Source organism: Phycisphaeraceae bacterium, from assembly GCA_019636675.1.
GTDB lineage: Bacteria > Planctomycetota > Phycisphaerae > Phycisphaerales > UBA1924 > JAHBXC01.
In genome coordinates this window covers 841814-867539 of record JAHBXC010000001.1, presented here as the reverse complement: position 1 = coordinate 867539, position 25726 = coordinate 841814, and the positions used below count along the sequence as shown (strand labels likewise).

Here is a 25726-nt window from a genome sequence, read left to right as displayed (position 1 = left end):
CGACCTTATCGCATGACGGGAAGCGACATGCGCTTCTCGAGGTCGGCGCTGGGGCGCGCGATCAGGTCGTAGCCGTCGGAACCCACCACCGTGCAGCGGACGAGTTCGCCCGGCGAGAGGCGCTGGTTCGACGCGACGAAGGTCACCGAGTCGATCTGCGGCGACTGGAAGTACGCGCGCCCGCGATACACCTGCGCGTTGCCCGTGCCCCCGGCGATTTCGACATCAGGAGCGGGCTCGTCGATGAGCACATCGAAGCGCACGCCCGTGTTCTCGGGGTCGGCCGGGTCGAACTGCTCGGCGAGGAACGCGGCCTGCTCGAACGCGATGTCGCGCTGCAGCGACATGATCTCGTCCTTGCGCCGGGCCTTCACCTCGGGCGGGACGGCGAGGGCGGGGTCTTCCTCCATCGTGCCGGCGGGCGTGCCGTCCTCGTGGGAGTACTCGAACACGCCGAGCATGTCGAAGCGCATGTCGTCGATGAACTCGAGGAGTTGCCGGTGGTCGTCCTCGGTCTCGCCCGGGAAGCCGGTGATGAAGGTCGTGCGGATCGCCATGCCCGGGATGCGCTCGCGCAGTTTCTCGATGAGTTCGCGCTGCTGGGCGGCGCGCACATGCCGGCGCATGCCGGTGAGCATGTTGTCCGACGCGTGCTGCAGAGGGATGTCGATGTACTTGACGAGGTTCGGGAGCGACGCGAGCGCGTCGATCATCTCGTCGGTGAAGGTCGAGGGGTAGGCGTACATGAGCCGGACCCACGCGCCGCCCGGACCGACCTGCTTGGTGACGGTCTCGTCGATCTTCGCGAGGAGCATGGGCAGCCCGCCCATGCCCACGAAATCGCGTGAGTGCTTGGCGTTGGCGCGGTCGAAGCCGCAGCCGATGTCGTCGCCGTAGGAGGTGGTGTCCTGGCCGATGAGGGAGATCTCGAAGGCGCCGTCGGCGAGGAGTTCTCTCACTTCATCGAGGATGCGCTCGACGGGCTTGGAGCGCATCTTGCCGCGGATCGAGGGGATCGTGCAGAAGGCGCAGCGCTGGTTGCAGCCCTCGGAGATGCGCAGGTAGGCGTAGTGTCGCGGCGTGAGCCGGAGGCGCGCCGAGTCGGACTCGAAGTAGCCGACGCCCTTGCCGTCCTTGCCCTGCACGGTGAGTCCGGTGGTGTTGATGCCGCGGGTCTTGGCGGCGGTGAGCGCGTTCGCCTCGATCCAATAAGTCGGCTTGGGCGCGCTGTCCAGGGTGTCGCGTGCGCTGCGCTCGCCGCGGACCGCGTCGACGATCTTGTCGCGGTCGAACACGCCGATCATGGCGTCGACGCCGGGCGCCCACTCGAGGATCTTCGCGCGATGGCGCTGCACGAGACAGCCGGCGACGATGACGCGCTTGACCTCTCCGCGGGACTTCTTCTCGAGGGCCTCGTGGATGACGGAGAGGGATTCCTGCTTGGACGCTTCGAGGAAGCCGCAGGTGTTGACCACGATCGCGTCGGCGGGCTGGTCGGAGTCGTGGGAGATGGGCAGCAGCCCGTCCTCGGCGAGGAGGCCGAGCATCTTCTCGGAGTCGACGAGGTTCTTGGGGCAGCCCAGCGAGACGAAGGAGACGGTGCGGATGTCGCCTTCGGTCTGGGGGATCGTTGTCGTGGGGGAGGGCATCGGGTGAAGGGTAGGAGGGAAGGCACGCGGCACGCGGCACGGGGCATCCGGGGGGGCGTGAGACGGGTTGACTCCCGCTGATGGTTTGTATTTTGTTTGGTATGAACGACGCCGACTATTCGTACCGCGACGCGCTCGAGGGCGGGCCGGCGCACCGGCGTGGGGCGGGGCTGAACCCGGGCAACCGGTTCGAGACCGTCCGACTGCATGTCCTGGGCGAGGAACTCGACCGCCAGATCGTCGAGCGCGAAGAGGGCGACGGCACGCTCCGCAGGGTCGAACGCCAGGTCTTCCGCGATCGCACGCAGACCATCATCAACAAGGTTGCGCGGACGAGCGATGTGCCCTTCGACTGGACGGTCAACCCGTACCGCGGGTGCGAGCACGGGTGCGTGTACTGCTTCGCCAGGCCCTACCACGAGTACCTGGGGTTCAGCAGCGGGCTGGACTTCGAGACCAAACTCGTCGCCAAGCCCGACGCCCCGGAACTCCTCAAGAAGGAACTCGCGTCGGCCCGCTGGAAGCCCGAGCCGATCGTCATGTCGGCGATCACGGACATCTATCAGCCCATCGAGCACTCGATGCGCATCGCGCGCGCGTGTCTCGAGGTCATGGCCGACTGCGGCCAGCCCGTCACCACGATGACCAAGAGCGCGCTCGTGCTGCGCGACACCGACCTGTGGTCGAGACTCGCGTCGATGCACGCGGGGCGGGTGACGATCACGCTGGTGACGCTCGACCCGGACCTGGCGAGACGGATCGAGCCCCGCGCGTCGTCGCCTAGCGGGCGCCTGCGCGCGATCCGCGAGCTGAGCGCGGCGGGGATCCCGGTGTCGGTGAATGTCGCGCCGATCATCCCGGGGCTGACGGATGTGGAGTTGCCGGCGATCCTGGAAGCGGTCGCCGAGGCGGGCGCGAAGCGGGCGGCGTGGGTGCTGCTGCGCCTGCCCTATCAGTTGAAAGAGGTGTTCTTCGAGTGGCTGGGGCGGAATGTGCACCCGGAGCGCGCCGGGCGCGTCGAGGCGATGCTGCGCGAGGCGCACGGCGGCAAGTTGTACGACGCGAAGAAGAATCGGTATCGCGGGCGCAGCCACTTCACGGCGCAGATCGCCCAGAACTTCGATGTGTTCACGCGGCGCTACGGGCTGAACAGGGAGGTGCGCTCGCTGTCGAGCGCGAACTTCCGCAGGCCGGATGTGAGCGGGCAGATGGGGTTGTTCTGAGGGGAAAAGAGCGGTCTTGGTGTCCAGCCCCCCTTCCTGTCGCGAAGCGATGAGAGCGAGAGAAGAGAAAGGCAGAGGTTGAGGAGGGAAGCCCGGAGTCTGGGTAGCCCTCCCCTGGCCCCTCCCATCACGCTGCGCTCGACAGGAGGGGGAGCGGAGAGGAGATAGAGCGGATTGCACGAGCACCACTCCGCGCACTCCGCGTCCTCCGCGGTGAATCTCTCTATCTCGTCTGCGCGGCGCGGTCGAGGGTTTCGACGAGGGTGAGCAGGGCCATGGCGGTCGCATCGAGGGTGAGGCGCTGGTCCCACGGCGCGGCGCGCACGCCCCAGCGGGCGATGTCGGGGTCCTGCATCATGTGGAGTGCGGCGTCGTCGGCGGCGAGCTGGCGCAGGAAGCGCAGCGACGACATGAGGCGCGAGAGTTCGGCGGGCAGTTGCTCGCGCGGGGTGAAGCGCGGGTCGAAGGCGAGGGTCGCGAGGATCGCCACCGGGCGGGTGAGTTGCGCGGTTGGGAGGGGGTTGCGCGACGCGGTGAAGACGATGCCGCCGAGCAGGTCGTGCGTGTCGGCGGAGAGGTCGGCCTGGGCGAGTTGGTGCTGCCAGACGAGATCGCGCATCTCGAGGAGCGCGGGCATCGCGGGCGGGTTGGCGTCGCGCGGCGTGAGCGCGAGCTCTGCCCAGCCCAGCCAGGGCATGTAGGTCACGAGCGTGCTGGGCGTGGACTCTCGGAAGAGCGATCGCACCGCGGCCTCGGCGCGTGTGCGCATCGTCTGGTCGTCGGGGCGGGAGCGTGACGCTTCGGCGAGGGCGAAGGCGACGACGGCGCGCTCGCCGGCGCGGAGTTGTTCCTGCCAGCCCTTCTCGGGGCTGAACGACGCGCGCAGCACGACGAGGGCCGCGTCGGCGGCGTTGGTGGGGTTCGCGCCGGCGCGCGTGGGCATGCCCGGGGGTCGATCGGGCGCGACGCGCAGCGCGAGCGTCGCGAAGGACGCGGCGACGGGGTCGAGCGCCGCGTTGTCGGTGGCGGAGTCGAGCCGGGCGAACTCGGAGAGGAGCACCCAGAAGGATCGTGCCGCACGCATGCGGCTGGCGGCGTCGATCGCGGGCGAGGACGCGTATCGCGCCAGCGCGTAGAGCGCGAGCGCCTGGTCGCGCTGGGGCGCGATGATGGGGTTGAATCGCCCGGTCCACGGCTCGAAGTCGCCCATGAGCCCGAGCGGTTCTTCACCGGGGAAATCGAGGCGCTGGATGCGTGTCGCGAGCCCGTTGGCGAAATCGACGAGGTTGGCGAGCGTGACTTCGGTGGGGGTGACGATGCGCCCGCCGCGGAACAGGAACACGGGCTCTGCGCGCGGCGCGGGCTGGGCGAGGTGCTGCACGCGGAAGCGGTAGGCGATCGCGGAGTGCTCTTTGCGGAGTGCGCCGAGTTCGACGGGCGGGAGCGCGAGCTGGCCGGCGCAGGCGCGCAGCGCCGTGGAGGGCGTGGCGTTGGTGGAGAGCATCGTGCCCGGGAACTGCGCGGCGAGGGATTCTCCGACGCGCAGCGCGACGCCTTCGACGCCGGGCGAGAGCGCGAGCGCCGCGTCGGAGAAGGTGTCTCCGAGGAGGGGCGTGAAGCGGCCGGCGAGCTGGATGTCGAGGGTGGCGCGCTGCGCGAACTCGCGCAGGGTCGCTTCGCGCGTCGCGTCGCGTTCGACCGGGGCGCGCTCGAGCGATTCGAGGAACGCCTGGCGCGCGGCGCGCCAGACGGAGTACCCGTCGGCGCGGGTGTCGGTGGCGCGTCCGATGACGACGCCGGAGAGGCGGATGGTCACGCAGGCGCCGGCGGTCCCGGGTGGGTCGATGGGCTGCTCGTCGGACGGGGCGACGAAGCCGTCGCGCAGCCAGAGGTCGACGGCGCGGTAGGCGTCGAGCGTTGCGCCGGCGCCTGGGAGCGCCGGGACGGACGCGGCGCCCGGCGATTCGGGCGCGCCGGCGTGGGCGTGGTCCTGGGCGCGGGCCGGCGTCGCAGGTCCGAGAACGCAGGCGAGGAGGGCCCAGGCGAGGGCGGCACGCCACGATGCCGCGACGCATCGGGAGGTGATGCGAGAACGCAACGCGATGGGGCGTCGGGAGGGAGGCATACGGAGAGTATTCGCGTCGGAGCGCGTCGTGGGCGCGGTATTCTCGGCCGGCGTTCGCTGGCCCGTGGGTTGAAGGGAGAGGTATGCCGCGACGCGGCGAGGACCGGACATCCCCAGAGAAGAGAGACACCCATGAAAGCGTTCTCGGACATCATCAAGATCAACGACCACCGGAAGAAGATCGCGATCCTGGCGGTGCTGACTTTCATCGCGATGTGCTGAGGGGGGAAGGGAGTGGGGAGCAGGGAGTAGCGAGCAGGGGGGGAGAAGAGATCGGGACGAAAAAAAGCCCGCGAGGGTTTCCTCGCGGGCGTTGTGGTTGTCAGGGGATCAGGGGGACGAGATCAGAGAGAGATCTTGTCGGTGCCGAGGGCGCCGTGGTCGTCCATGCCGCCGCGGGTGGGCAGGTTCATGCCGCCGCTGGTGGCTTCGCCGCGTTCGCGACGGGCCGAGGGCTGATCGTCGGCGCCGCTGCTGTCGCCCCACTGGGCGCGCTTGAGGGAGAGGCCGATCTTGCGGTCGTTGATGTCGACGCGCAGGATCTTGACGTCCACTTCCTGGCCGGGCTTGACGACGTCGAGGGGGTTCTCGACCTTGTGGTCGGCAAGCTCGGAGATGTGGAGCAGGCCTTCCAGATCGTCTTCCAGCTCGACGAACACGCCGAAGTTGGTGATCTTGGTGACCTTGCCGCGGACGACCATGCCGGGCTGATAGGCGCCGGGGATGGCCTCGTGCCAGGGGTCCTCGTGGAGCTGCTTGTGTCCGAGGGAGATGCGCTGGCGCTCCTGGTCGACCTCGAGGATGACGCAGGTGATCTTGTCGCCCTTCTTGAGCAGCTCGTTGGGGTGGGCGACCTTCTTGGTCCAGGACAGGTCGGAGACGTGGAGGAGGCCGTCGATGCCGGGTTCGATCTCGACGAAGGCGCCGTAGTTGGCGAGGTTGCGGACCGCGCCCTCGATGACGGTGCCGACGGGGTACTTCTCGGCGACGAGCTCCCAGGGGTTGACCTCGGTCTGCTTCATGCCGAGCGAGATTTCCTGCTTGTCCTTGTTGATGTCGAGGACGACCACATCGACCTCGTCGTTGGGCTTGACGAGTTCGGAGGGGTGGTTGATTCGACGGGTCCAGGACATCTCGGAGATGTGGACGAGGCCCTCGATGCCGTCTTCGAGGCGGACGAAGGCGCCGTAGGAGACGATGTTGACGACCGAGCCGTGGACGCGAGCGCCGACGGGGTACTTCTTCTCGATCTCCTCCCAGGGAGACGCTTCCTTCTGCTTGAGGCCGAGCGCGATCTTCTCGCGGTCGTGGTCGATGTTGAGGACCTTGACCTCGATCTTGTCGTTGATGCGCACGATCTCGGAGGGGTGGTTGACCCTGCCCCAGGACATGTCGGTGATGTGGAGGAGGCCGTCGATGCCGCCGAGGTCGACGAACGCGCCGAAGTCGGCGATGTTCTTGACGGTGCCGGTGACGATGTCGCCTTCCTTGAGGGTCGTGAGGAGGCGCTTCTTCGCGGTCTCGCGCTCGGTCTCGATGAGCTTGCGCCGGGAGACGACGATGTTGCGACGCTCTTCGTCGATCTTGAGGATCTCGGCACGGATGTCGCGCCCGATGTAATCGCCGATGTCGTGGGGGCGACGGATGTCGACCTGGGACGCCGGGAGGAAGGCGGGCACGCCGATGTCGACGAGCAGGCCGCCCTTGATCTTGCGCATCACGCGGCCCTCGACGACATCGCCTTCCTTGGTCGTCTCGAGGAGACGCTGCCAGTTGATGATGCGGTCGGCCTTGCGCTTGGAGATCTGGACGAGGCCGCCCTCGCCCTCGATGGACTCGAGGAGCACCTTGACGGTGTCGCCGATCTTGACGTCGGCGAGGGAGTAGAACTCGTCCTTGTGGATGAGGCCCTCGGACTTGAGGCCCAGGTCGACCACGACGTCGTCGCCGGCGAAGCCGATGATCTTGGCGTCGAGGATGTTGCCGGGCGCGAGGTCCTGCATGCTCTCGGCGAGGAACGAGTCCATGTCGCCGTCGACGCCCTTCATCCCGAAGGCGGATTCGAGCAGGGCGAGAGCTTCGTCCTCGGCGCCGCCGAGAGACCTGATCAGCGTTTCATCGATCATGTTGTGAGAGTGTCCTTTCGCCCGCGGCGGCCCTCGCGTGAGAGCCTGTTTCCGCGGGCCCCGAGTTGACCGGCCGGGACGCCGTGCCCCTGTGGGGCGGTTGAGGGTTCACGCGAGGGCCGGACGACCGTCGTCCGGCTTGGGACCTGCGAGTCGGGAGTGTAGCCCACCCTCTGGAGGGGGCAACGGTTTCTGTCGTGAAAGCGTGGGATCCTGGCCTGCTGAGCCCGGTCTTTACGCGCCCTCGCCCAGGACGATGCGCCGGTGGGGGACGGCGAGGGGTGGGTCTCCGGCGAGGAGGGCCTCGCGGGTCGCGACGAGGGCGTTCGCTGGGGGAGGCGAGGGCAGCGGGACGCGGGCGCGCCAGACCTCAAAGTGGACTGTGCGGCTGCTGGTGACGCGGGTGAAACCCCCGTCGCGGGCGAGGGAGCGGGGCGGGACGGACTTGCGGGGCAGCGCGAGAGAGTCGCGGAGGAAGTCGCGGAGGGCGGGGGCGTCGGGGGAGGTGGGGGACTCCAGCGTGGGCGCCTGCCAGAGGTTCGCCCAGAGCCCCTTCGCGGGGCGGCGCGTGACGAGGAAGCGCGAGTCGCCGTCGGTCAGGACGACGGCGGCGTGCACGACCTCGGGGCGGGGTTTCCTCGCGGCGCGCAGGGGGATCTCGTCCTGCGTCGACTCGGCGAAGGCGCGGCAGTGTTTCTTGAGCGGGCACGCGAGACACGCGGGGTTGCGAGGCGTGCAGACGAGCGCGCCCAGCTCCATCAGCCCCTCGTTGAACGCGCCGGGCGAGGAGGCGGCGCGGACGAGCGATTCGGCGCGATCCCACGAGAGCGCGACGGCGCGCGGGTCGCTCGGCGCGAACTTCTTCCCCTCGAGGCGCAGCGCGACGCGCACGATGTTGGCGTCGACGATGGGCGTGCGCACGCCGAAGCACACGCTGGCGATCGCGCCGGCGGTGTAGCGCCCGACTCCCGGGAGCGACTGGAGCGAGGCGGGGTCGTCCGGCGTACGCCCGGCGTGGGTTTCGACGATCGCGCGGGCGGCGGCGTGGAGGCTGCGCGCGCGCCTGTAGTAGCCAAGACCGGTCCACTCGGCGAGGACGGCGTCTTCGGGGGCGCTCGCGAGGGCATCGACGGTGGGGAAGCGGTCGATGAATCGCTCGAAACGGTCGGCGACGCGCGCCGCCTGGGTCTGCTGGAGCATGACCTCGCTGACGAGCGCGTAGTAGGGGTCGCGTGTGCCCCGATCGTGCTTGACCTCGACGCGCCACGGCAGGTCGCGCCGGTGCGCGGCGAACCACTTCTCGACGGCGCGGGCGATGGCTCGGTCGCTCACTCGAGGCGCCCCAATTCGCGCTTCACGGCGCGTTTGATCGCGGGCCAGGGGGCGTCGGGGGACTTGCCGACGGTCACCCAGTCGTGGAGGAAGAGCAGGTTGCGCACGCCCTCGATGGCGAAGAGCGCGGCGGCGATCTCGTCGTCTGCGCCGTCGCCCGGCGCGCGGTACGACCTGGGGATCGCGGCGATGGGCCGGTCCAGCACGCACTTGATCGCGTTGGGGTTGGGCGTCGTCTCGAACGCCACGACTTTCCAGGGCATCGGGTGACTCTACGGTGCGGGCGACTCGGAAGCGGCTGTTGCAGCCGGCAGGCGGTGCGACTCTCCCCGCTCCAGAGGGATGTTGAACACCAGCGACGCCAGATACGCCACGCCGGTCACGAGCACGATGCCGATGAGGTTGAGCACGAGCCCCGCCTTCACCATCTGGCCGATGCGGATGTGGCCCGAGCCGTAGACGATCGCGTTGGGGGGCGTCGCCACCGGCATCATGAACGCGCAGCTCGCGGCGATGGCGGCGGGGATGCACAGCAGCAGCGGGTCGATGCCGAGCCCGACCGCGACGCCCCCGAGGATGGGCAGGAAGGTCGCGGCGGTCGCGGTGTTGCTCGTGAGTTCGGTCAGGAAGATCACCAGCGTCACGATGATCGCGATGAGCAGGATGGTCGGCACGCCCTCGATGGCGCCCACCTGCGAGCCGAGGTAGGCGTCGAGCCCGGTGGCCTTGACGGCGGCGGCGAGCGAGAGCCCGCCCCCGAAGAGCAGCAGCACGCCCCAGGGGAGTTTCACCGCGGTCTCCCAGTCGAGCGCGAAGACGCCCTTCTTGGCGTTGACGGGGATCGCGAAGAGCGAGATCGCGGCGATCATCGCGATGCCCTCGTCGGTCAGGTATTTCAGCGCGGGCAGCGCGTCGACGAGCCAGTCCCACTTGAGCAGGAATGATCGCGTGACCCAGAGGGTGGCGGTGGTCACGAAGACGACGAAGACGATGCGCTCGCCGCGGGAGATGCGCCCGAGTTTGGTCAGTTCGTCGCGGATGAGGTCGCGCCCGCCGGGGATCGCTTTGAGTTTGATGGGGAAGACGAGGTAGGTGAGGACGAGCCAGGTGATGGCGAGGAAGACGACGACGAGGGGGACGCCCAGGAGCATCCACTGGCCGAAGCCGATGGGCTCGTTGTAGGTGGACTCGAGGAAGGCGGCGAGGAAGACATTGGGGGGAGTGCCGATGAGGGTGCCGATGCCCCCGATGCTGGCGCCGTAGGCGATGCCGAGCATGAGGCAGGTAGCGAAGTTGCCGATGCCGAACTTGCGGGCGTGGTCGGTGATGGAGTCGCCCTCGTCGGGGGACGCGTCGAGGCCGGCGGCGGAGGTTCGGACCTTGCCGGCGTCCTTGAGGCGCTCGATGGCGAGGGTGATGACGGTGACTCCGATGGGCAGCATCATGACGGCGGTGGCGGTGTTGCTGATCCACATGCTCAGGGTCGCGGAGGCGACCATGAACCCGGCGACGAGCGCGCGGGGGCGCGTGCCGACCACCAGGAGCGTGAGGAGGGCGATGCGCCGGTGGAGGTTCCACTTCTCCATCGCGAGGGCGAGCATGAACCCGCCCATGAAGAGGAAGATGACCTTGTCGGCGTAGGGGGCGGCGGCGCGGTCGATGGTCATCACGCCTGCGAGGGGGAAGAAGACGAGGGGCAGGAGCGAGGTGGCGGAGAGGGGGAGGGCCTCGGTCATCCAGAGGACGGCCATCAGGACGCCGATGGAGGCGACGCGCCGTCCCGCTTCGGAGAGCGCCGGGTCGGCGCCCTCGGGGGCGCTGGCGGCCGGCCCGAGGAGCAGGTAGACGACGAGCGCGAGGAGCGGGGCGCCGAAGCGCCCGACCCAGGGGAGGATCCCGGCGTTGCTCTGGGAGACTTCGTTCGTCGCGGGCATGGGAGGGTGTTGTACCGCGCCGGGGCGGCGGCATGGGGCGACCGGGCGTGGGGAGTCGCAAGCCCCGGATCGCGGCGTCTTTGCGAGGGAGGGGGGTGTGCTGCCGATATACTCGCGATGAACGCTCTCGCGCGACGGCCGCTGTGCCCTCGCGCGGTCCTCTGACGCGATTGGGTGCGCCGTGGCCGTCCTCGAATGGTTGTATCAACTCTGGAGTCGCGTGCAGGGCTACCCGCTCTGGCAGGTCGCGCTGGAGTTGCTGATCATCGGGGCGGTCGTGTACTTTATCTGGTCGTTCGTTCGCGGGACGAGGGCGGCGGGGGCGCTGCGGGCGCTGATTATTCTGGTGGTGCTGGCGACGGTGCTGGTGCGCGTCGCGACGCGAGACGAGACATTCCCACGGCTGGCGCTGCTGTACAGCCAGTTCCTGAGCTTCTCGGCGATCGCGCTGGTCGTGATTTTCGCCCCGGAGCTCAGGCGCGCCCTGATGCGGATCGGCGAGCTGCCGGCGGCGAGGTCGCTCTTCGGGGTCGTGCAGTCGCAGAAGGACGTCGACGAGGTGATCGGCGCGATCACGGCGTCCGCGAAGCTGCTGAGCAAGAGCAAGTTCGGCGCGATCATGGCGATCGAGCGTCAGACCGGCCTTCGCGATTTCATCGAGGGCGGCAAGCGGCTCGACGCCGATATCTCGCAGGAGCTGCTGCTGTCGATCTTCTGGCCCAACAACCCGCTGCACGACATGGGCGTGGTGGTGCGAGGGAAGAAGATCATCGCGGCGGGCGTGCAGTTCCCCCTGGCGGAGCCCAACGAGATCGCGGACCCGAACCTCGGGACGCGTCACCGGGCGGCGGTGGGGCTCTCGCGCGTGTCCGACGCGCTCATCGTGGTGGTGAGCGAGGAGACCGGCGCGATCAGTCTGGCGGAGTCGGGGCGGCTCAAGCGATGGCTCTCGGTCGAGGCGCTCGACGAGGAGCTCCGCCGAGGGCTGAAGCGGATGATGCAGCCCCCCGAGGGCGTGGAGCTGGACTACGGCGAGGAGACCCCTCCCGATGCGCCGACGATCATCGAGTCGCGCTCCGAGAGCGCCGACGCCGGCAAGCCCGCGCAGGGAGGGCGCTGACCCATGCTCGAGCGATCGCGCAACCTTCTCATGATCATGCTGGTCACGGCGCTGGTGTGGATCTACGCCGAGGCCGAATCGCTCTCGCGCCTCCAGCAGGAAGTTCGCATCACCTTTGTTTCGCCGACGGATGAGCTGTCGCCCCGGGTCGTGACGGACGAGTGGCGCGGCGTGGTGCGCGCGCGGTTCGAGGGCTCGGCGGCGTCGCTGCAGCGCGTGCCGGGGCGCGTGGAGCTTCGCCTGGGCGCCCCGGGCGTGCCGGGCGACGAGGGGGACGCGATCATCGATCTGGCGCAGGCGCTGCGTTCGGACCCTGAGCTGCAGCGGGCCGGCGTGAATGTGCTCAGCGTCGAGCCCCCGACGATCCGGCTGCGCGTTGATGCGCTGCAGCGTCTGGACGCGGTGCCTGTGAGGGCGATCCTCGACGGCGTGGAGACCGAGCAGGCGCCTCGGGCCGAGCCGTCGACGGTTTCGATCGTGGGCCCTCGCGCGACGATCCGGCAGCTGGCGGCGATGGAGGGCGGCCCGGTGCTGCTGGCGAGGATCGTGCCCGAGCAGGTCGACATGTCGCGGCGCGGCGTGGCGCAGCGGGTCCGCGCGCCGATCGGCTTCCCTCGTGAGATGTCGATCAACGGCGGCGCGGTGCGGGTCAGCCCGGCCGAAGCGACGGTGGAGTTCGTGCTCCGGCGCGACACCTCGACGATCACGATCCCCTCTGCGCCCGTGCAGGTGCTGCTGCCTCCGCCCGAGGCCGGGCGATGGGAGGTGCGCATCATGCCCGAGGACCTGTTCCTGCGCGATATCGAGGTTTCCGGTCCGACGGAGTTCATCAACCAGGTCCGCGCCAACGAGGTCCGGCTCGTCGCGGTGCTCGCGCTGTCGAGCGACGACCTCGAGCGGAGAATCACCCAGAAGAGCGCGGCGCTGACGACGCTGCGCGACGGGGTGATCACGGTGCCACCCTCGGGCGCGCGCATCACGGTGCGCAGCTCGAACGTGCGGTTCGAGGTGGTCCGCGAGGAGGGCGGCGGGCCGGCGGGCGGGCTTTCTTCGCGCGGAGGCGCGGTGGGGATCTCAGCCCCGGCGCTGTCGCCCCAGTGACCCGTGCGCCGCTCAGGCGGTCGCGCCGACCGCTTTATCAGGGATGACGCCCGACAGGAGGATCGCGCGCGAGGTCGCGATGGAGTCCCCGTTGTGATCGATGGGGTCGTCGTGCGTGCCTGCGCCCGGGGCGACGCGCACGCTGATCGCGGGGCGTTCACTGACATCGTCGACGCGCACGTAGACGGTGTGCCCGTGGGGCGGCGTGGGGTCGCTCTCGCGGAAGAGGAGCGAGTCGCGTCGGGTGATGCGCATGGTGTCGAGGGCGATGCGATAATCGATCGCGTCGTCGGGGAGGAGGCCTCGCACCTCGTACCCGGCGACGTCGAGCACGCCGATGATGTACGAGGCCTCTCGCGCGTTCACGCGCTTGCCGGGGTGAGGCACGAAGCGGACCAGCGCCGGGAGCACCGGTCAGTTCCCCCTGCCGGAGGGCGACTCGCGCTCGATCTCGTACTTGTAGAAGACGCGCGCGATGTGGATGCCGAGGCGCTCGGCGAGGTTCTGCTCTGCGGCGGAGCGCTCGCTCATGCCCCGGGGGATGTCGCCGGCCTGCTGGCGCGACTCGTAGACGACGGGGAACGTCGAGCCGGACTCGGGGAACAAGCGGACGTTGTTCTTGGCGTCGACGATGCGGACCTGCGCGACGACGAAGGGCTGGAGCGTGACGCCGTCTCGCGAGAGGCCGAAGGCGTCGACCTTGGCGTAGATGACGACCTCTGCGCCGAGGTTCCTGCCGACATCGACGATGCTGAGTTTGCTGCCGTCGGTCTCTCGGGAAGTGACCTGGAGGGCTGTCTGCGAGGGGATCATCATGTTTGCCGGCATGACGCCGCGCGCGATGAGGTCCTGCTCCGCGGTCTGCCCGATGAGTTGTCGGAGGGAGCGACGGGGGATCTTGTTCTGGGGGTCGTCGATGAAGATCACGGTCACGCGCGTCTTGTCGAGCTTGTACTGGGCGTCAACGGAGGGCGGCGGCGTGAGCAGGATCATCGCGGGCGCGAGGTAGTTGCACCCGGCGGGGAGCAGCGCCGTGACGAGGAGCGGGAGCGCGAGGGCGAAGCGGCGCGCCGATGTCGAGCGTGGTGTGTTCATCGTCAATAGTCGGGGTAGTAGGGCTCGTCGTGGGTGTAGAAGAGCCAGGTGATGCGATCGGTGATGCGGTTGATGAGCCGGGATTTCACGACGTCGGCGCCGAAGTCGCTGCTGGTGAAGCCCTTCCCGTCGGGGAAGCCGACGCGGATCTCGCGCCTGAAGGAGAACTCGTCGGGGGCGAAGGATTCCATCTCGGCGACGCCGACCGACGCGGCGGCGACTCCCTCCCAGACATAGCGGTTGCCGGGCTCGTTGAGCCGGAACTCGTAGAGATCGACGTGGATGAGACGATCGACGCCGAGCTCTTCGGCCAGTTCGCTGTGGGTCATCGCGATCCAGCGCGGGCGCTGGTTCATGAAGGTCACGAGCAGGCCGGGGGGCACGTAGCCCGACGCGCCGGATTCGGCGCGGAGCCGCTCGGAGAGTCGCGTCACGAGGAGTGGGACGAGGTCGGGGTTCTGGGCCTGGATCGACCGGTCGGCGGCGACGACGACGGCGAAGGTGCGCCCCTCGAGCCCGGTGTATTCCGCCGGCACGGAGCGGGTGCTGCTGGCCTTGTAGGACTCGATCATGCCGCCCACGGCGGGCGCGACCCAGCAGCCGGACATCGACAGGGCCGCGAACGCGCCGAGCGACCCGGCGGCGGCGAGGCGCAGGGCGCGGGTCGGGTTGGGAGGTCGCTTCGTCACGAGGGGTTCCACACGAGGATCTTGTACACCCATGCCGCCAGCAGCAAGGCGGCGAGGAGAAGAAGTGGACGGGTGGTCAGGAGCGGGCTCGCGAGTCTCCAGAGGCGAGATCCGGTGAGCGTGACGTGGAGGGCTATCCAGAACCCGGTCGCCGCGGCGAGCGCGATGCCGGCGCCGAAGGGCTGTACGACCGCGCCCCGGGCGAGGTTCCCGTTGGCGGCGTGGGTGACGGCGGTGGTCATGCCGCAGGTCGCGCAGGGGCGTCCGAGGGTCTGGGCGAACGCGCAGGCGGGCAGGCCGAGCTGTTCGTGGGTGCCGTGGCCGGCGTTGCTGGGTGTGAGGCCCGCCCCGACGAGCAGGATCGCGAGGCAGACGCCCGCGATGAGGGCCGCGTAGAGGCGAGAGAGATCGCGCTCGGTCCGCGCCGGAGGGCGTTGTCTGGTGGTGACTGCCGCGTTGCTCACCCGAAAAGGTAGGCGTGCGGCGTGGGGCCCGTCGTCAGGCGGCTTCGCTCGCCCGGGTGGCGAACGTCTGGCTCGGCGCGACCTCGTGGACGAAGATCCGCGAGCCCTGCTGGTTGGTGTCGGCTCGCGTGTCGCGAGCGGCTTCCGCGGCTCTGCGCAGCTCACGCGACGAGCGCACCTTTCGGAAAACGCCCGGCAGCACCAGCACGCGCAGGGACGGTGGCGCGAGCCACTGCCCGGCGGCGGGTTCGGTCGAGAGCGATGGGCTCTTCGCTTCGGGTGCGCCGTCGCTGTTTCGAGCGAAACGGATGCTGGCGCGCTCAAAGCGGAGGATGATCTCTTCGGCGATCGTGGGGAGCGACCCCTCTGGCGCGACGATCAGGAACCGGTCTTCCCCGAGGTGCCCCACGTAGATCCGGGCCATGCCGGTGGTCGCGGTGCGCAGGATCGTCGAGAGGTGTCGCAGCAGCAGGTCGCCCAACTCGAAGCCGACGGCGGAGTTGTACCCCGACATGCCGCGCACGTCGATGATCGCGGCGTCGCGGTCGTCGCCGCTGGAGATGAGCCGGTCGACGGTGCGGTCGCACTCGACGCTGTCGGGCAGCCCGTAGAGCGGGGAGCGGTGGGAAGTCTGGAGCGCGAGCTGCTTGGCCGCGGCGCGCAGGAGGTCGGGGATGCGGACGACCTCGCGCTGCCCGTTCCCGGTGGCGAGGGGCAGAGGGGGCATCATGTCGAGGTCGTCGCGCTCGGCGAGGCGCGCAAGCGTCTCGGCGATGGTGGACGCCGGGTCGAGCGGCGTCTCGGAAGGGTTGGGTTCGATCGCGCACGCGGCGGCATTGATGGCGAGCGTCTCGATGCTGTGGAGGCGCTCGACCGGGGTGCTCTCGGGCGTGGCGGTCTCGGCGCGTTCGAGGAGCCAGCTGCGCATCTCGGGCGCGAGGACCTGATCGATCGCGCCGGGCTTGCCCAGCAGGAAGCCCTGCACGCTGTCGACGCCCAGGTCGATGAGGACGCTGAGTTCCTCGATGTGCTCGATGCCCTCGGCGACGACGCCTGCGCCGCCGAGACGGGCGAAGTACCCGAGGAATCGGATGAGGTTCTGGCGGTAGGTGTCCTCGTGGATGCCCTCGACGAGCTCGCGATCGAGTTTGAGCCACTGGGGCCTTAGCGCCATGACGCGGTTGAGCCCGCTGGAGCCGGCGCCCATGTCGTCGACGGCGATCTGGTAGCCCTCGGCGCGCAGCGCGCGCACATTCGCGGTGAGCCCCTCGTTGTGCTGCGTCTCGGCGCGCTCGGTGATCTCGAGAACGAAGCGGTCCGGCGTCAGCCCGCTGCGCTCGCTGAACCGCCGGATCTCATCGGGGAACCGCGGGTCGCTGAAGACCTTTGGGCCGCTGTTGAAGAAGAGCTTGCGCCCGGGCGGCAGGGCGCGGGCCGCGTCGGCGATCGTGTCGCGTGTGAGGCGCTCGAGTTCCCACGCTTTCCCGAACGCGTCGGCGGCGGCGAAGAGCACGCCCGGGTCGGCGAAGCCGGACTCGGGCAGCGGGCGCGTGAGCGCTTCGACCGCTTCGACCTCGGCTCGTCGGAGACTGACGATGGGTTGGAAGACCGCCCGGACCAGCTGATCGCGGATCAGCTTCGAGAGATCGGGCCAGGGTTGCGGCGTGGTCCCGGTGGGCGTCGAAGTGGGTGGTTGCTTGTCCGAACGCATGACACGAGAGTTCCTGCGCGCTGCTCCATCAACCATCGGGGTCCGGAGGCGTCTTTCACATCGGCCCTCGCGGGTCGGATGATGACGTCTTTCGCGGAACTCGGCGCAGAAAGCGTGGGTAGAGTGTGCAGGGATAACCCCGGGGGACGCTGGCGCTCAGTCGAAGCGGAAGACGCCCTTGCGGTACGCGTAGATATACGCCACCACCGTCGTGAACAGGAAGAAGAGCGCACGCCCGAGGAAGAGCATCGTCTCGTCGGTCCCCGGGCCGATCTGCGCGAAGGCGGTCGCCCAGGGGTAGAGGAAGATGACCTCGACGTCGAAGACGAGGAAGGTCATCGCGAGCATGTAAAACCGGACATTGAACCGTTTGCGGGCCCCGCCCATCGGGTTCATGCCCGACTCGTAGGGCATTTCCTTGATCGGGCCCGAGCGGTTGGGTCCGAGAACCTTGGAGCCGACCACGTTGATGATGCCGAAGGCGATCGCCATCAGGACGATGACCGCCACCGGGAGGTAGGCCTCGAGGTCGCCGCCGGCCATGGCGAGGGCGGCGAGGGGCGTCGGGTTGGCGGTCGTCGCGAGGTCGATCATCGCACGCGGCTCTCGGTCCGGGGGGCGTGCCCGTCGCTGGCGCGGGCAAACGGGTCGGGTTCGGGCTACAGGCGGGCAGTGTAGCGAGCGCGTGCCGGCGTTTCCGGGCGTGCGGGGGGGAGGGTCGCGCCGATCCGAGACGGGCGGCTCAGGGCGCCGGGTTCTGCGCGGGCGCGACGCCCGCGTCGGGGGGGGTGGTCGTGCCGGCGAGCGGGAGGTGGACGCCGAACAGCGAGGGCGCCTCGGGCGGGTCGCGGAACTGCTGCTCCGGGAGCGCGAGCGGATCGGTCGGGGCCCAGTCGACGCGTGCGGCGCCCAGGGTGGTGCCCGTCGCGAAGGCGAGGTCGACGAGGGCGATCTGGTAGTCGGTGAGGGCCTGGATCTCGATGAGGCGCGCGTCGCCCAGCCGGGTGGACGCGTCGAGCACGTCGGTGCTGGTCCGCGCGCCGACGTCGAACTGGCGGCGTTCGGCGTCGAGCGTGCGCGTCGCGGTGATGACCGCCAGGCGCGACGCGAGGATGCGCTGCCAGGACGCTTCGACGCGATCGGCGGCGTTGAGCGTCTCTTCGCGGATCGCCTGGCGCCGGGCCTCGCGCGTCGAGAGGCGCTGGACGCGCTGGAGGATGGACTCGCGAAGGTTGCTGGTCGCCTGGCGATTCCCGAGGGGGGTCTCGAAGCGCGCCTGGACGATGGAGTCGATGAAATCGCCCCGGCGCGTCTGGCCCAGCGCGCTCGACCACGAGTCGCCCAGCCCGTTGGTGACGACGGTGTAGTCGAGCGTGAAGAGCGGGAGCGTGGCGTTCTTGTTGAACGCGATGGTGCTCTCGTCGATCGCGAGCTGCAGCTCCAGCTCGAGGAGCTCCATGCGCTCACCGACCGCGAGCTCGGAGAGGAGCTCGAAATCGAACTCGTATCGAATGGGGTCGGGCAGGGTCTCGGGCGTGAGGAATGTTGCGCCGGCGATATCGAGCCCCGGGGCGTTCATGATGCGCTTCAGCTCGCGCTCGCGCTCCTTGATGGCGTTCTGCGCGAAGATAATGCGCTCGAGCGTGGAGGCGAGCCCGGACTCGGCGCGGGTCATCTCGACCTCGGGCAGGTCGCCGGCGTCGACGCGCCGGCGCGCCGTTTCGAGCTGCTCGCGCGCGAGCTGGTACTCGAGCACGCGCACCTCGAGGGCCTGCTGGGCGGCGTAGAGGCGCCAGTACGCGCGATCGGCGTCGGAGAGCTGCCGGATGATTTCGAGCTTGGTGCGCGCCTCGCTGATCTGCTGGCTGAGCGCGGCGACCCGGATGCCGTGGGTGTTCACGCGCCGGCCGGCGTTGCGAAGCAGGGGCTGGCTGATCGAGAACCGGCCGTCGACGTCGTACGAGGGATTGAGGGTCGAGAACTGGTTGTTGGTGTCGACGCGGCTCACGGGGAGGTCGAAGCTGACCTGCCCGCCGGTGCGAAGGGGGACGCGCACGCCCGGGGTGAAGGAGAATCGCTCGACCTGGGACCCTTCGAGCTGGGACGCCGTGGGCTGCTCGGTGTCGCTGTACGACGCGTTGGCGAAGATGACGGCGTCGAAGCGTCCTTCCTCACGGGTCACGCGCTGGTTGGCGATGGTCGGGTCGAGGAGGACCGCCTGCAGACTGAGGTTGTTGGCGAGGGTCCAGGCGCGCGCCTCCTCGATGGTGATGCCGATGCGCTCGCGCGACGCGAACGGGTCGGGCAGGGCGGTGTCGCGCGTGACGACCGGGTTCTGACGCTCGGGGGGCGCTTCGTAGCGGTCCTGGTCGAGCCGTTCGACCTGGCGGAGCCGTGTGAGACTCACGCGCGGGCCGAGCTCGTCGTCGTAGGTCGAGAAGGGGCTGCGCGAGCAGCCGGCGAGCAGCGCGATCGACGAGGTGGCGACGAGCGCGCAGCGACAGCCGGGGAGGGTGCGCGACCGGGTGGGGTCATTCATGCCGGAGGGCCTCGATGGGGTCGAGTCGGGCGGCCTTGATGGCCGGGAACATGCCGAAGATCACGCCGACCGCGGCGCTGAAGAGAAACGCGAGCGCGACGGCCCACTCGGGGATCCGCGCGTCCTGGAGGGGTGTGTTGGGGATGTTCTGCAGCGCGAGCGTCAGGCCCTGCCCCAGGGCGAGGCCCACGACGCCGCCGGCAACGCAGAGCACGATCGCCTCGACGAGGAACTGCATGAGGATGACGCCGGACTTGGCGCCGACCGCCTTGCGCAGGCCGATCTCTCGGGTGCGTTCGCTGACGGAGACGAGCATGATGTTCATGATGCCAACGCCTCCCACGAGCAGGGAGATGCTGACCACGCCGCCGGCGATCGCGGTGATGCCCGCCGCCAGCCCGTTGAACTGGTCGATGAACTGCTGCATGACCTCGACGCGGAAGGTGCTCGGCGTCTCGGGCGTGAGGCGGCGCATGGTTCGCAGCACGAACGCGATCTCGGCCCGCGCGTCGTCGGCGGCGTCGGGCGTGGTCAGCTCGGCGATCGAGTAGGAGATCTGGCCGAAGGGCTGCATCTTGGCGGCGGTCGCGAAGGGGATGAAGAACTCGGCCTGCGAGTCGTTGCCCCCGAACATCGCGCCCACGTCCTTGGTCTCGACCACGCCCACGATCAGGAAGCGACGCCCGTTGATGAGGATGAAGTCGCCCGTGGGGTCGCGGTCGAGGTTCAGCTCCTCGATCGCCTTGTCGTTGACCAGCGTGACGTAGCGCCGCTCACGCTCGTCGACGGCGTTGAAGGGGCGCCCGAAGGTGACGGTGCGCGACTCGATGTCGTGCCACTCGGGCCAGATGCCCTGCACCGTGCCGGAGGTGACGGCGAACTCCCCGTTGCGGATCTCGTAGCGTGAGAACCAGATCGGGCTGATCTTGGCGATGGACGGGCAGTGCTCCCGGATCGCCTCGATCTCGTCGAGGGTGAGCCGGACCTGCGTCCAGTCCATCCTGGTGCGCAGCTCGGGGGGGAGCCAGCCCTGGATGAACACCTTCTTCGCGCCGAAGGTCTCGAACTCGTTGAGGACGTAGCTCTTCATGCCGGTCAGCCCGGCGATGACGGCGGTGACCGAGCCCACGCCGATGATGATGCCCAGCGAGGTGAGCATGGCGCGCGCGAAGTTCGCCCGGATCTGACCGAGGGCGAGCGCGACGGTCTGCATGAGGATGCGCACGAGGAACATCAGGCGTCCTCCTCTTCGCGATCTGCCTCTTCACGGGCGGCGGCGGCGGCGTGGTTGGCCTTCAGGCTCCGCGCCGTGGCCTCGAGCCACTCGCGATGGATCGGGTCCTCGAGCGAGGGCAGGTCGGAGAAGATGCGACCGTCGCTGAGGCGCACGATGCGCTCGGCGCGCCCGGCGACGTCTTCCTCGTGCGTCACGATCACGATCGTCTGGCCCTCGGCGTGGAGCGCCTTGAGGAGCGAGATGATCTCCTCGGTGGTCTTCGAGTCCAGGTTCCCGGTCGGCTCGTCGGCGAGGATGATGCTGGGCGTGTTGACGAGGGCGCGCGCGATCGCGACGCGTTGGCGCTGGCCGCCCGAGAGCTGGTTGGGGCGGTGCGTCATGCGCTCGCCCAGCCCGACGCGCTCGAGCGCTTCCTTCGCGAGCCGTCGCGCCTTCCACCAGCTCTTGCTCGAGTAGACGAGCGGGAGCATGACGTTCTTGAGGGCCGTGGCGCGGTTGAGCAGCTCGAAGGACTGGAAGACGAAGCCGATGTCGACGTTGCGGACCTGGGCAAGCTCGCTCGCGCCCATGCGGTGGGTGGGCTTGCCGTTGAGGATGTACTCACCGGCGGTAGGGCGGTCGAGGCAGCCGAGGATGTTCATGAGGGTGGACTTGCCCGAGCCCGACGAGCCCATGATGGCGACGAACTCGTTGCGCCGGATCGTCAGGTCGACGCCGCGCAGCGCGTGGACCTTTTCGACGCCGACCTTGTAGGTCTTGCGCAGCTTGCGCACCTCGATGCAGGGCGGCGCGAGGTTCGCCCTGGCGGGCGCGTCGTGATCGGCGCTCCGTTCGGTTGGCGGGGCGAGGGCGGTCATCGCTGCGCGCGCTCCTCGCTCGCGTCGGTCGCGGCCTGCTCGCCGGCGGGCGCGTCGGTGGATGCCGGCTTGGGCGTTTCGGTGCGCACGGCGTCGCCGTGCTTGAGCCCGGCGAGTGCCTTGTAGGGGCCGGTGATGATCTGGGCGCCTGGCGTCGCGCCAGCGAGGATGGCGGTGGTCTGCAGGTCGCTGGGGCCGACGCGCACCGGGACGGCATGGGCCTTGCCGTCGCGGATCTCGAAGATGATGCGCGCGAAGGTCTTCTGGGCGTCGATGGTGGGGTTGTCGAGGGTGACGGACTCCGGGAGCTCGTCGATGCGCTTGTCGAGGACCGCCTGGCTGGGGGCGAGCAGGACGTCCTGCAGCGTCTCGACCTCGATGTCGACGCTGGCGTTGAGACCGGAGAAGAGCGTCCGGCCCTGATCCTTGAGGAGGACCTCGACCTCGAAGACGTCGCTCTGGTTGCGCGCCTTGGAGCGCTGGAGGGCGATGCGCCTGACGACGCCGGTGAAGGTCTCGTCGGGGTACGCGGTGAGGTAGACCCGGGCGGTCTGGCCGACGCGCACATCGGCGATGTCGGTCTCATCGCACTCGACGCGCACGATCATCTCGGAGAGGTCGGCGATCTCGAGGATGACGGTGCCGGCGTTGTTCATGGTGCCGGTGATGACGATCTCGCCCACCTCGGCGTTGAGCTTGGTGACCACGCCGGTGATGGGGGAGGGGATCTCGGTGTAGCGGAGGTCCTCGCGGATGCGCTGGATCTGCGCCCTGGCGACCTCGATCGAGGCCTGCGACGCGCGCAGGTTGGACTCGGCGCGCAGTTTCTCGGCCTCGGCCTGCTCGAGCGCCGATTTCGCGACGTCGTTGGAGCCGAAGAGCGTCTGGCGACGTTCCCACTCGGCGATGGTGTTCAGGTAGGTCGCCCGTGCGCCGTCGAGGCGCGCCTGCTCGGCCATGAGCGACGCTTCGGCGCTGGCGAGCTGGGCCATCAGGTCGGCGTTGTCCAGTCGCACCACGGTGTCGCCCGCGTTGACCGCGTCGCCGAGGTCGAAGGGCAGGTCGGTGATCTGGGCGCTGATGCGCGCCGAGATCGAGACCTTGCGCACCGGCTCGAGGTAACCCGGCGCGCTGACGGTTCGGATCAGCACGCCCGAAGACACCGGCTCGGCGCGCACGCTCAGCCCGGGCCCGCCCCCGCGTGTGAGCTCCATCTGCGCCTTGATCTTCGGCGCGATCAGCAACGCCCCGGCGGCGCCCAAGGCGCCCAGCACCAGCACGCTCCCGACCGTCCACTTCACCGCGGCGCCAACTGCTCCCATGCGTCCCTCACGATCGGGCGTGGAACCGTCCGGCGCTCGACGCGCCCTCCACCGGGTGGAGAGGGTCGTCGGGTTCGTCGAGGGCGCCACGCACCGCCCTCGCGAGGGAACCCGGGGGCTGTCCCCGGGTCTGTCCCGCCTGTGTCTGTATCAATTGGCCGGCGCCGGCGCAGTTGCGTCGGGGGCCGGGTCGCGACGCGTCGGGGCGGGCGACGGCTACCATCCTTCGAGGGCGCATTGTTCGCAGCCCGATCGGTCCGATTTCATCCGTCGCCGATCTTCTCGTCAGATTCCCAGGGTGTAGCTCAGCTTGGTAGAGCGCCGCGTTTGGGTCGTGGAGGCCGCTGGTTCGAATCCAGTCACCCTGATTCCCCCTTGTCCGCTTCGTCCCGGAGGGCCCGCACGCCGGGTCTATCATCGCCGCCCATGAGCAAACGACGCCCCACGCCGCCCGACTCGTACACCGTCCTCCTGATCGGGGGCGGCGGTCGTGAGCACGCGCTCGCGTGGAAATTGCGCCAGTCCCCGCGCGTCAAGGCCCTGTACGCGACGCACACCCAGAACGCAGGGATCGCGTCGCTGTCCCAGCCGATCGACCACGCCCACTCGATGCGCGAGCTGTACCGGCTGGAGCTTTTCTGCGAGCGCGCCGGGGTGAACCTCGTGGTCGTCGGCCCTGAGGCGCCCTTGGCCGAGGGCATCGCTGAAAAGCTGACCACCCCGGGGCGGGTCGTCTTCGGTCCTGGCAGGCAGGCCGCCCAACTCGAAGCGGACAAGGCCTGGGCGAAGCAGATCATGCGCGCCGCCGCCGTCCCGACCGCCGAGTCGCGCGTGTTCAAGCACCCCGAAGAGGCCAAGCGGTACCTCGAGACGCGCGAGGAAGCGCCGGTCATCAAGGCCACCGGGCTCGCCGCCGGCAAGGGCGTCTATCTCCCCGACACCCTCGAGGAAGCGATCAAGGCGATCGATGAGATCATGGTCCAGCGCCGCTTCGGCGACGCCGGGGCGCAGGTCCTCCTCGAGGAGCGCCTCAGCGGGCCCGAGGCGTCGGTCCTCGCGCTCGTCGATGGGCGCTCGATCCTCGTCCTCGACCAGGCCCAGGACCACAAGCGCATCGGCGAGGGCGACACCGGCCCCAACACCGGCGGCATGGGCGCCTATTGCCCGGCGCACGTGCTCACCGACGAGCAGATGACCCGCGTCGAGCGCGAGGTCTTCCTCCCCATCGTCGACACGCTCCGGCGTGACGACATCGAGTACCGGGGCATCCTCTACGCCGGGCTGATGCTCACCCCGGCGGGCCCGAAGGTCCTCGAGTTCAACGTGCGATTCGGCGACCCCGAGTGCCAGGCGCTCCTGCCGCGCATGAAGTGCGACTTCGCCGAGCTCTGCTGGCGGACCGCGACCGGCACGCTCGACGAGTGCGAGTTGTCGTTCGACCCGCGCCACGCGTGCTGCGTCGTTCTCGCCCAGCACGGCTATCCCGGCGAGAGCAAGAAGGGCGCGGCCATCACCGGCGTCGACGAGGTCGAACGCGCCGGCGTGCATGTCTTCCACGCCAGCACGACGCGCTCACCCTCGGGCGAACTGCTCAGCGGCGGGGGGCGCGTGCTCAGCGTGGTCGCGATGGGGGACACCCTGGAGCAGGCGCGCGAGCGAGCCAACGCCGCCGCCGCGACCATCCGGTTCGAGGGCAAGGTCTACCGGCGCGACATCGGCGCGAAGGCGCTCGTGACTCACTGACCCGTCAGGCCCGGTCGCTCGTGCCCGCCATTTTGGCCGTGTTCTCCGCGATGCGGAAGAGCACCACGATGACCTCCAGATAGACCCGCAGCACCAGCACGCTGATCAAAAACACCAGCGGCGAGAGAATCAGCGCGACGATCCCCTTGCCAGCGCCGGTCTGGAAGACCCCGATCACGGCGGCCAGCGTGTAGAGCGCGATCACGACGATCCCAACCAGGTAGAGCACCTGAACGATCTTCACCGTGATGAACTTCGTGAAGCGGAAGTCCAGCAGCGGGGCGAGCGGCGTGAGCGGGGCGAGCGGGATGGAGGGCGGGGCGGGCGGCTGTCGGTCGGTCGTGTTCGTCATGGGGGGCCTCGCGGAAGGATGCGCATTCCGGGACGACAGCCCGCAACAAAAACGAAAGAGCCCGCGGATCGGTGGCCGATCCGCGGGCTTTGATAGGTGGTCTGGCGAACCCGTTCGCTCAGCGACGACGACGCGCGGCGCACACGCCCAGCGCGAGCGCCGAGAGCACGCCGGTGCCGGTCGACGGGATGACGAACGTCCCCGAGAACGAGCCCGACGCGCGAGCGGTCGGCACGCCCTCGGTGAACAGCTCGGCGAAGTTGGTGATGGTGAAGGCCGAGTCGCCGATCATGCCCGACGGGCCGGCGCCCTCTTCGCCAGTCGAATAGCTCGTCATGGGGCCCAGCAGCGAGCCCGCGAGGAACTGCGGCGCCGCGCCGCCGAAGATCGAGCCCAGACCCGCGAAGAACCCAACGCCCTCGCCCACGACGCCCTCAAGGACGGTGTCGGACGGGTCGCTGAGGCTGTAGAAGCGGAACGCGCCGCTGAGCGCGCCGGCAAACCCGAAGGGCTGGCCCGGGTTGATCCCCTCGCCGGAGTCGTTGGTGAACAGGAACTCGGCCTCGAAGCCGACGCGCTGGCTGGCCAGGCCCAGGTCGGCGCCCGCGCTCGACACCAGCAGGTCCAGCTCGACGTTCTCGACGGTGCGGATCGTCACCGGCGACCCGGCGCCCAGCAGCGGGCCCCCGGCGCTGGTCAGCTCGAAGATCCGCTCGACATTCGCCGAGTCCGACGCGAACGACACCGAGATCGCGCCCTGCGAACTCGCGGCCGCCGCGAGCGCGGCAGCGCCCGTCAAAACACGAAGACAAATCATGATCTCTAACTCCTCTGTGGATGTGCTCTCGTCGGCGCCTGTGCTGTCGCCGACACTCCTGTGCGCCGACAGACTACCTGATCGGCGCGCGCGAAGCCAGAGAAAACCCCCCTATTTTAGCTTTCTCACGCTCTGTTCGTCATCGATGTCGCGCACGCGATGCGCTAACGCGATGCGTGTTCACGCGTTGCGCCTTGCGCAGCGCAGATGAAGATCTGCGCGCTGCGCCGCACAACCCTCCCAGATCTCCGGAAAAAAACGCCCGCGCGTCGGGATCGACGCGCGGGCGA

General features: G+C 69.2%; 22 protein-coding genes and 1 tRNA gene. 5 read left to right on the top strand and 18 right to left on the bottom strand.

What is annotated here, in order from left to right:
• Window positions 1-5: 5 nt before the first annotated feature.
• The gene (gene rimO, locus KF684_03680) at window positions 6-1649 is read right to left on the bottom strand and encodes a 30S ribosomal protein S12 methylthiotransferase RimO (protein MBX3352010.1); all 1644 of its coding nucleotides are present in this window, start codon (window positions 1647-1649) and stop codon (window positions 6-8) included.
• Between the two features lie 101 nt (window positions 1650-1750).
• Between rimO and KF684_03675 the strand changes: the two genes are divergently transcribed.
• Window positions 1751-2872, top strand: a complete 1122-nt coding sequence (locus tag KF684_03675) for a PA0069 family radical SAM protein (protein ID MBX3352009.1) — start codon at window positions 1751-1753, stop codon at window positions 2870-2872.
• Between the two features lie 223 nt (window positions 2873-3095).
• Here KF684_03675 and KF684_03670 read toward each other — a convergent pair whose 3' ends face one another.
• The 5 genes from KF684_03670 to KF684_03650 all read right to left on the bottom strand — a co-directional run bounded on the left by KF684_03670 (window position 3096) and on the right by KF684_03650 (window position 10389).
• Entirely contained in the window at window positions 3096-4997 is a 1902-nt protein-coding gene (locus tag KF684_03670) for a hypothetical protein (protein ID MBX3352008.1), read from the bottom strand.
• Window positions 4998-5341: 344 nt separating this feature from the next.
• Window positions 5342-7123 (bottom strand): 30S ribosomal protein S1, encoded by a 1782-nt coding sequence (locus KF684_03665; GenBank protein MBX3352007.1) that lies wholly within the window; start codon window positions 7121-7123, stop codon window positions 5342-5344.
• A gap of 234 nt (window positions 7124-7357) precedes the next feature.
• Window positions 7358-8455, bottom strand: coding sequence for an A/G-specific adenine glycosylase (locus KF684_03660; GenBank protein ID MBX3352006.1), 1098 nt, complete (start codon window positions 8453-8455; stop codon window positions 7358-7360).
• Window positions 8452-8718: a NifU N-terminal domain-containing protein gene (locus tag KF684_03655; protein MBX3352005.1), complete on the bottom strand. Its 267-nt coding sequence runs from the start codon at window positions 8716-8718 to the stop codon at window positions 8452-8454. The genes KF684_03660 and KF684_03655 overlap by 4 nt, the downstream gene beginning before the upstream one ends.
• A gap of 9 nt (window positions 8719-8727) precedes the next feature.
• Window positions 8728-10389 (bottom strand): DASS family sodium-coupled anion symporter, encoded by a 1662-nt coding sequence (locus KF684_03650; GenBank protein ID MBX3352004.1) that lies wholly within the window; start codon window positions 10387-10389, stop codon window positions 8728-8730.
• 181 nt (window positions 10390-10570) lie between these two features.
• On the opposite strand from KF684_03650, the gene cdaA reads away from it, so the two are divergent.
• The gene (gene cdaA / locus KF684_03645) at window positions 10571-11509 is read left to right on the top strand and encodes a diadenylate cyclase CdaA (protein ID MBX3352003.1); all 939 of its coding nucleotides are present in this window, start codon (window positions 10571-10573) and stop codon (window positions 11507-11509) included.
• Window positions 11510-11512: 3 nt separating this feature from the next.
• Window positions 11513-12610 carry a hypothetical protein gene (locus tag KF684_03640; GenBank protein ID MBX3352002.1) on the top strand — a complete coding sequence of 366 codons (1098 nt, stop codon included), beginning with the start codon at window positions 11513-11515 and terminating at the stop codon, window positions 12608-12610.
• Window positions 12611-12622: 12 nt separating this feature from the next.
• Here KF684_03640 and KF684_03635 read toward each other — a convergent pair whose 3' ends face one another.
• The 10 genes from KF684_03635 to KF684_03590 form a co-directional block, all read right to left on the bottom strand.
• Complete coding sequence (locus KF684_03635) at window positions 12623-13021, bottom strand: hypothetical protein (GenBank protein MBX3352001.1); 399 nt, start codon at window positions 13019-13021, stop codon at window positions 12623-12625.
• 3 nt (window positions 13022-13024) lie between these two features.
• Complete coding sequence (locus KF684_03630; GenBank protein MBX3352000.1) at window positions 13025-13705, bottom strand: hypothetical protein; 681 nt, start codon at window positions 13703-13705, stop codon at window positions 13025-13027.
• 2 nt (window positions 13706-13707) lie between these two features.
• On the bottom strand, window positions 13708-14394 hold the full coding sequence (locus KF684_03625; protein MBX3351999.1) for a hypothetical protein: 687 nt from the start codon (window positions 14392-14394) through the stop codon (window positions 13708-13710).
• A complete protein-coding gene (locus KF684_03620) occupies window positions 14391-14858 on the bottom strand; it encodes a DUF2752 domain-containing protein (protein ID MBX3351998.1) in 468 nt (155 codons plus the stop codon). Before KF684_03620 ends, KF684_03625 begins: the two co-directional genes overlap by 4 nt.
• Window positions 14859-14892: 34 nt before the next feature.
• Complete coding sequence (locus tag KF684_03615) at window positions 14893-16569, bottom strand: EAL domain-containing protein (GenBank protein ID MBX3351997.1); 1677 nt, start codon at window positions 16567-16569, stop codon at window positions 14893-14895.
• A 156-nt stretch (window positions 16570-16725) separates the two neighbouring features.
• Window positions 16726-17061, bottom strand: a complete 336-nt coding sequence (locus KF684_03610; protein MBX3351996.1) for an NADH-quinone oxidoreductase subunit A — start codon at window positions 17059-17061, stop codon at window positions 16726-16728.
• Between the two features lie 250 nt (window positions 17062-17311).
• Window positions 17312-19108 carry a TolC family protein gene (locus KF684_03605; GenBank protein ID MBX3351995.1) on the bottom strand — a complete coding sequence of 599 codons (1797 nt, stop codon included), beginning with the start codon at window positions 19106-19108 and terminating at the stop codon, window positions 17312-17314.
• Window positions 19101-20342, bottom strand: a complete 1242-nt coding sequence (locus KF684_03600; protein ID MBX3351994.1) for an ABC transporter permease — start codon at window positions 20340-20342, stop codon at window positions 19101-19103. The genes KF684_03605 and KF684_03600 overlap by 8 nt, the downstream gene beginning before the upstream one ends.
• Window positions 20342-21202, bottom strand: a complete 861-nt coding sequence (locus KF684_03595; protein ID MBX3351993.1) for an ABC transporter ATP-binding protein — start codon at window positions 21200-21202, stop codon at window positions 20342-20344. The genes KF684_03600 and KF684_03595 overlap by 1 nt, the downstream gene beginning before the upstream one ends.
• A complete protein-coding gene (locus KF684_03590) occupies window positions 21199-22524 on the bottom strand; it encodes an efflux RND transporter periplasmic adaptor subunit (protein ID MBX3351992.1) in 1326 nt (441 codons plus the stop codon). Before KF684_03590 ends, KF684_03595 begins: the two co-directional genes overlap by 4 nt.
• A gap of 294 nt (window positions 22525-22818) precedes the next feature.
• Here KF684_03590 and KF684_03585 point away from each other — a divergent pair.
• A tRNA-Pro gene (locus tag KF684_03585) sits at window positions 22819-22892 on the top strand.
• Between the two features lie 58 nt (window positions 22893-22950).
• Complete coding sequence (gene purD, locus KF684_03580) at window positions 22951-24267, top strand: phosphoribosylamine--glycine ligase (GenBank protein MBX3351991.1); 1317 nt, start codon at window positions 22951-22953, stop codon at window positions 24265-24267.
• 4 nt (window positions 24268-24271) lie between these two features.
• Here the strand turns inward: purD and KF684_03575 are convergent, their stop codons facing one another.
• Together KF684_03575 and KF684_03570 are read right to left on the bottom strand one after the other, a co-directional pair.
• Entirely contained in the window at window positions 24272-24619 is a 348-nt protein-coding gene (locus KF684_03575; protein ID MBX3351990.1) for a DUF4282 domain-containing protein, read from the bottom strand.
• Between the two features lie 118 nt (window positions 24620-24737).
• Window positions 24738-25436: a hypothetical protein gene (locus tag KF684_03570; protein MBX3351989.1), complete on the bottom strand. Its 699-nt coding sequence runs from the start codon at window positions 25434-25436 to the stop codon at window positions 24738-24740.
• Window positions 25437-25726: the final 290 nt, after the last annotated feature.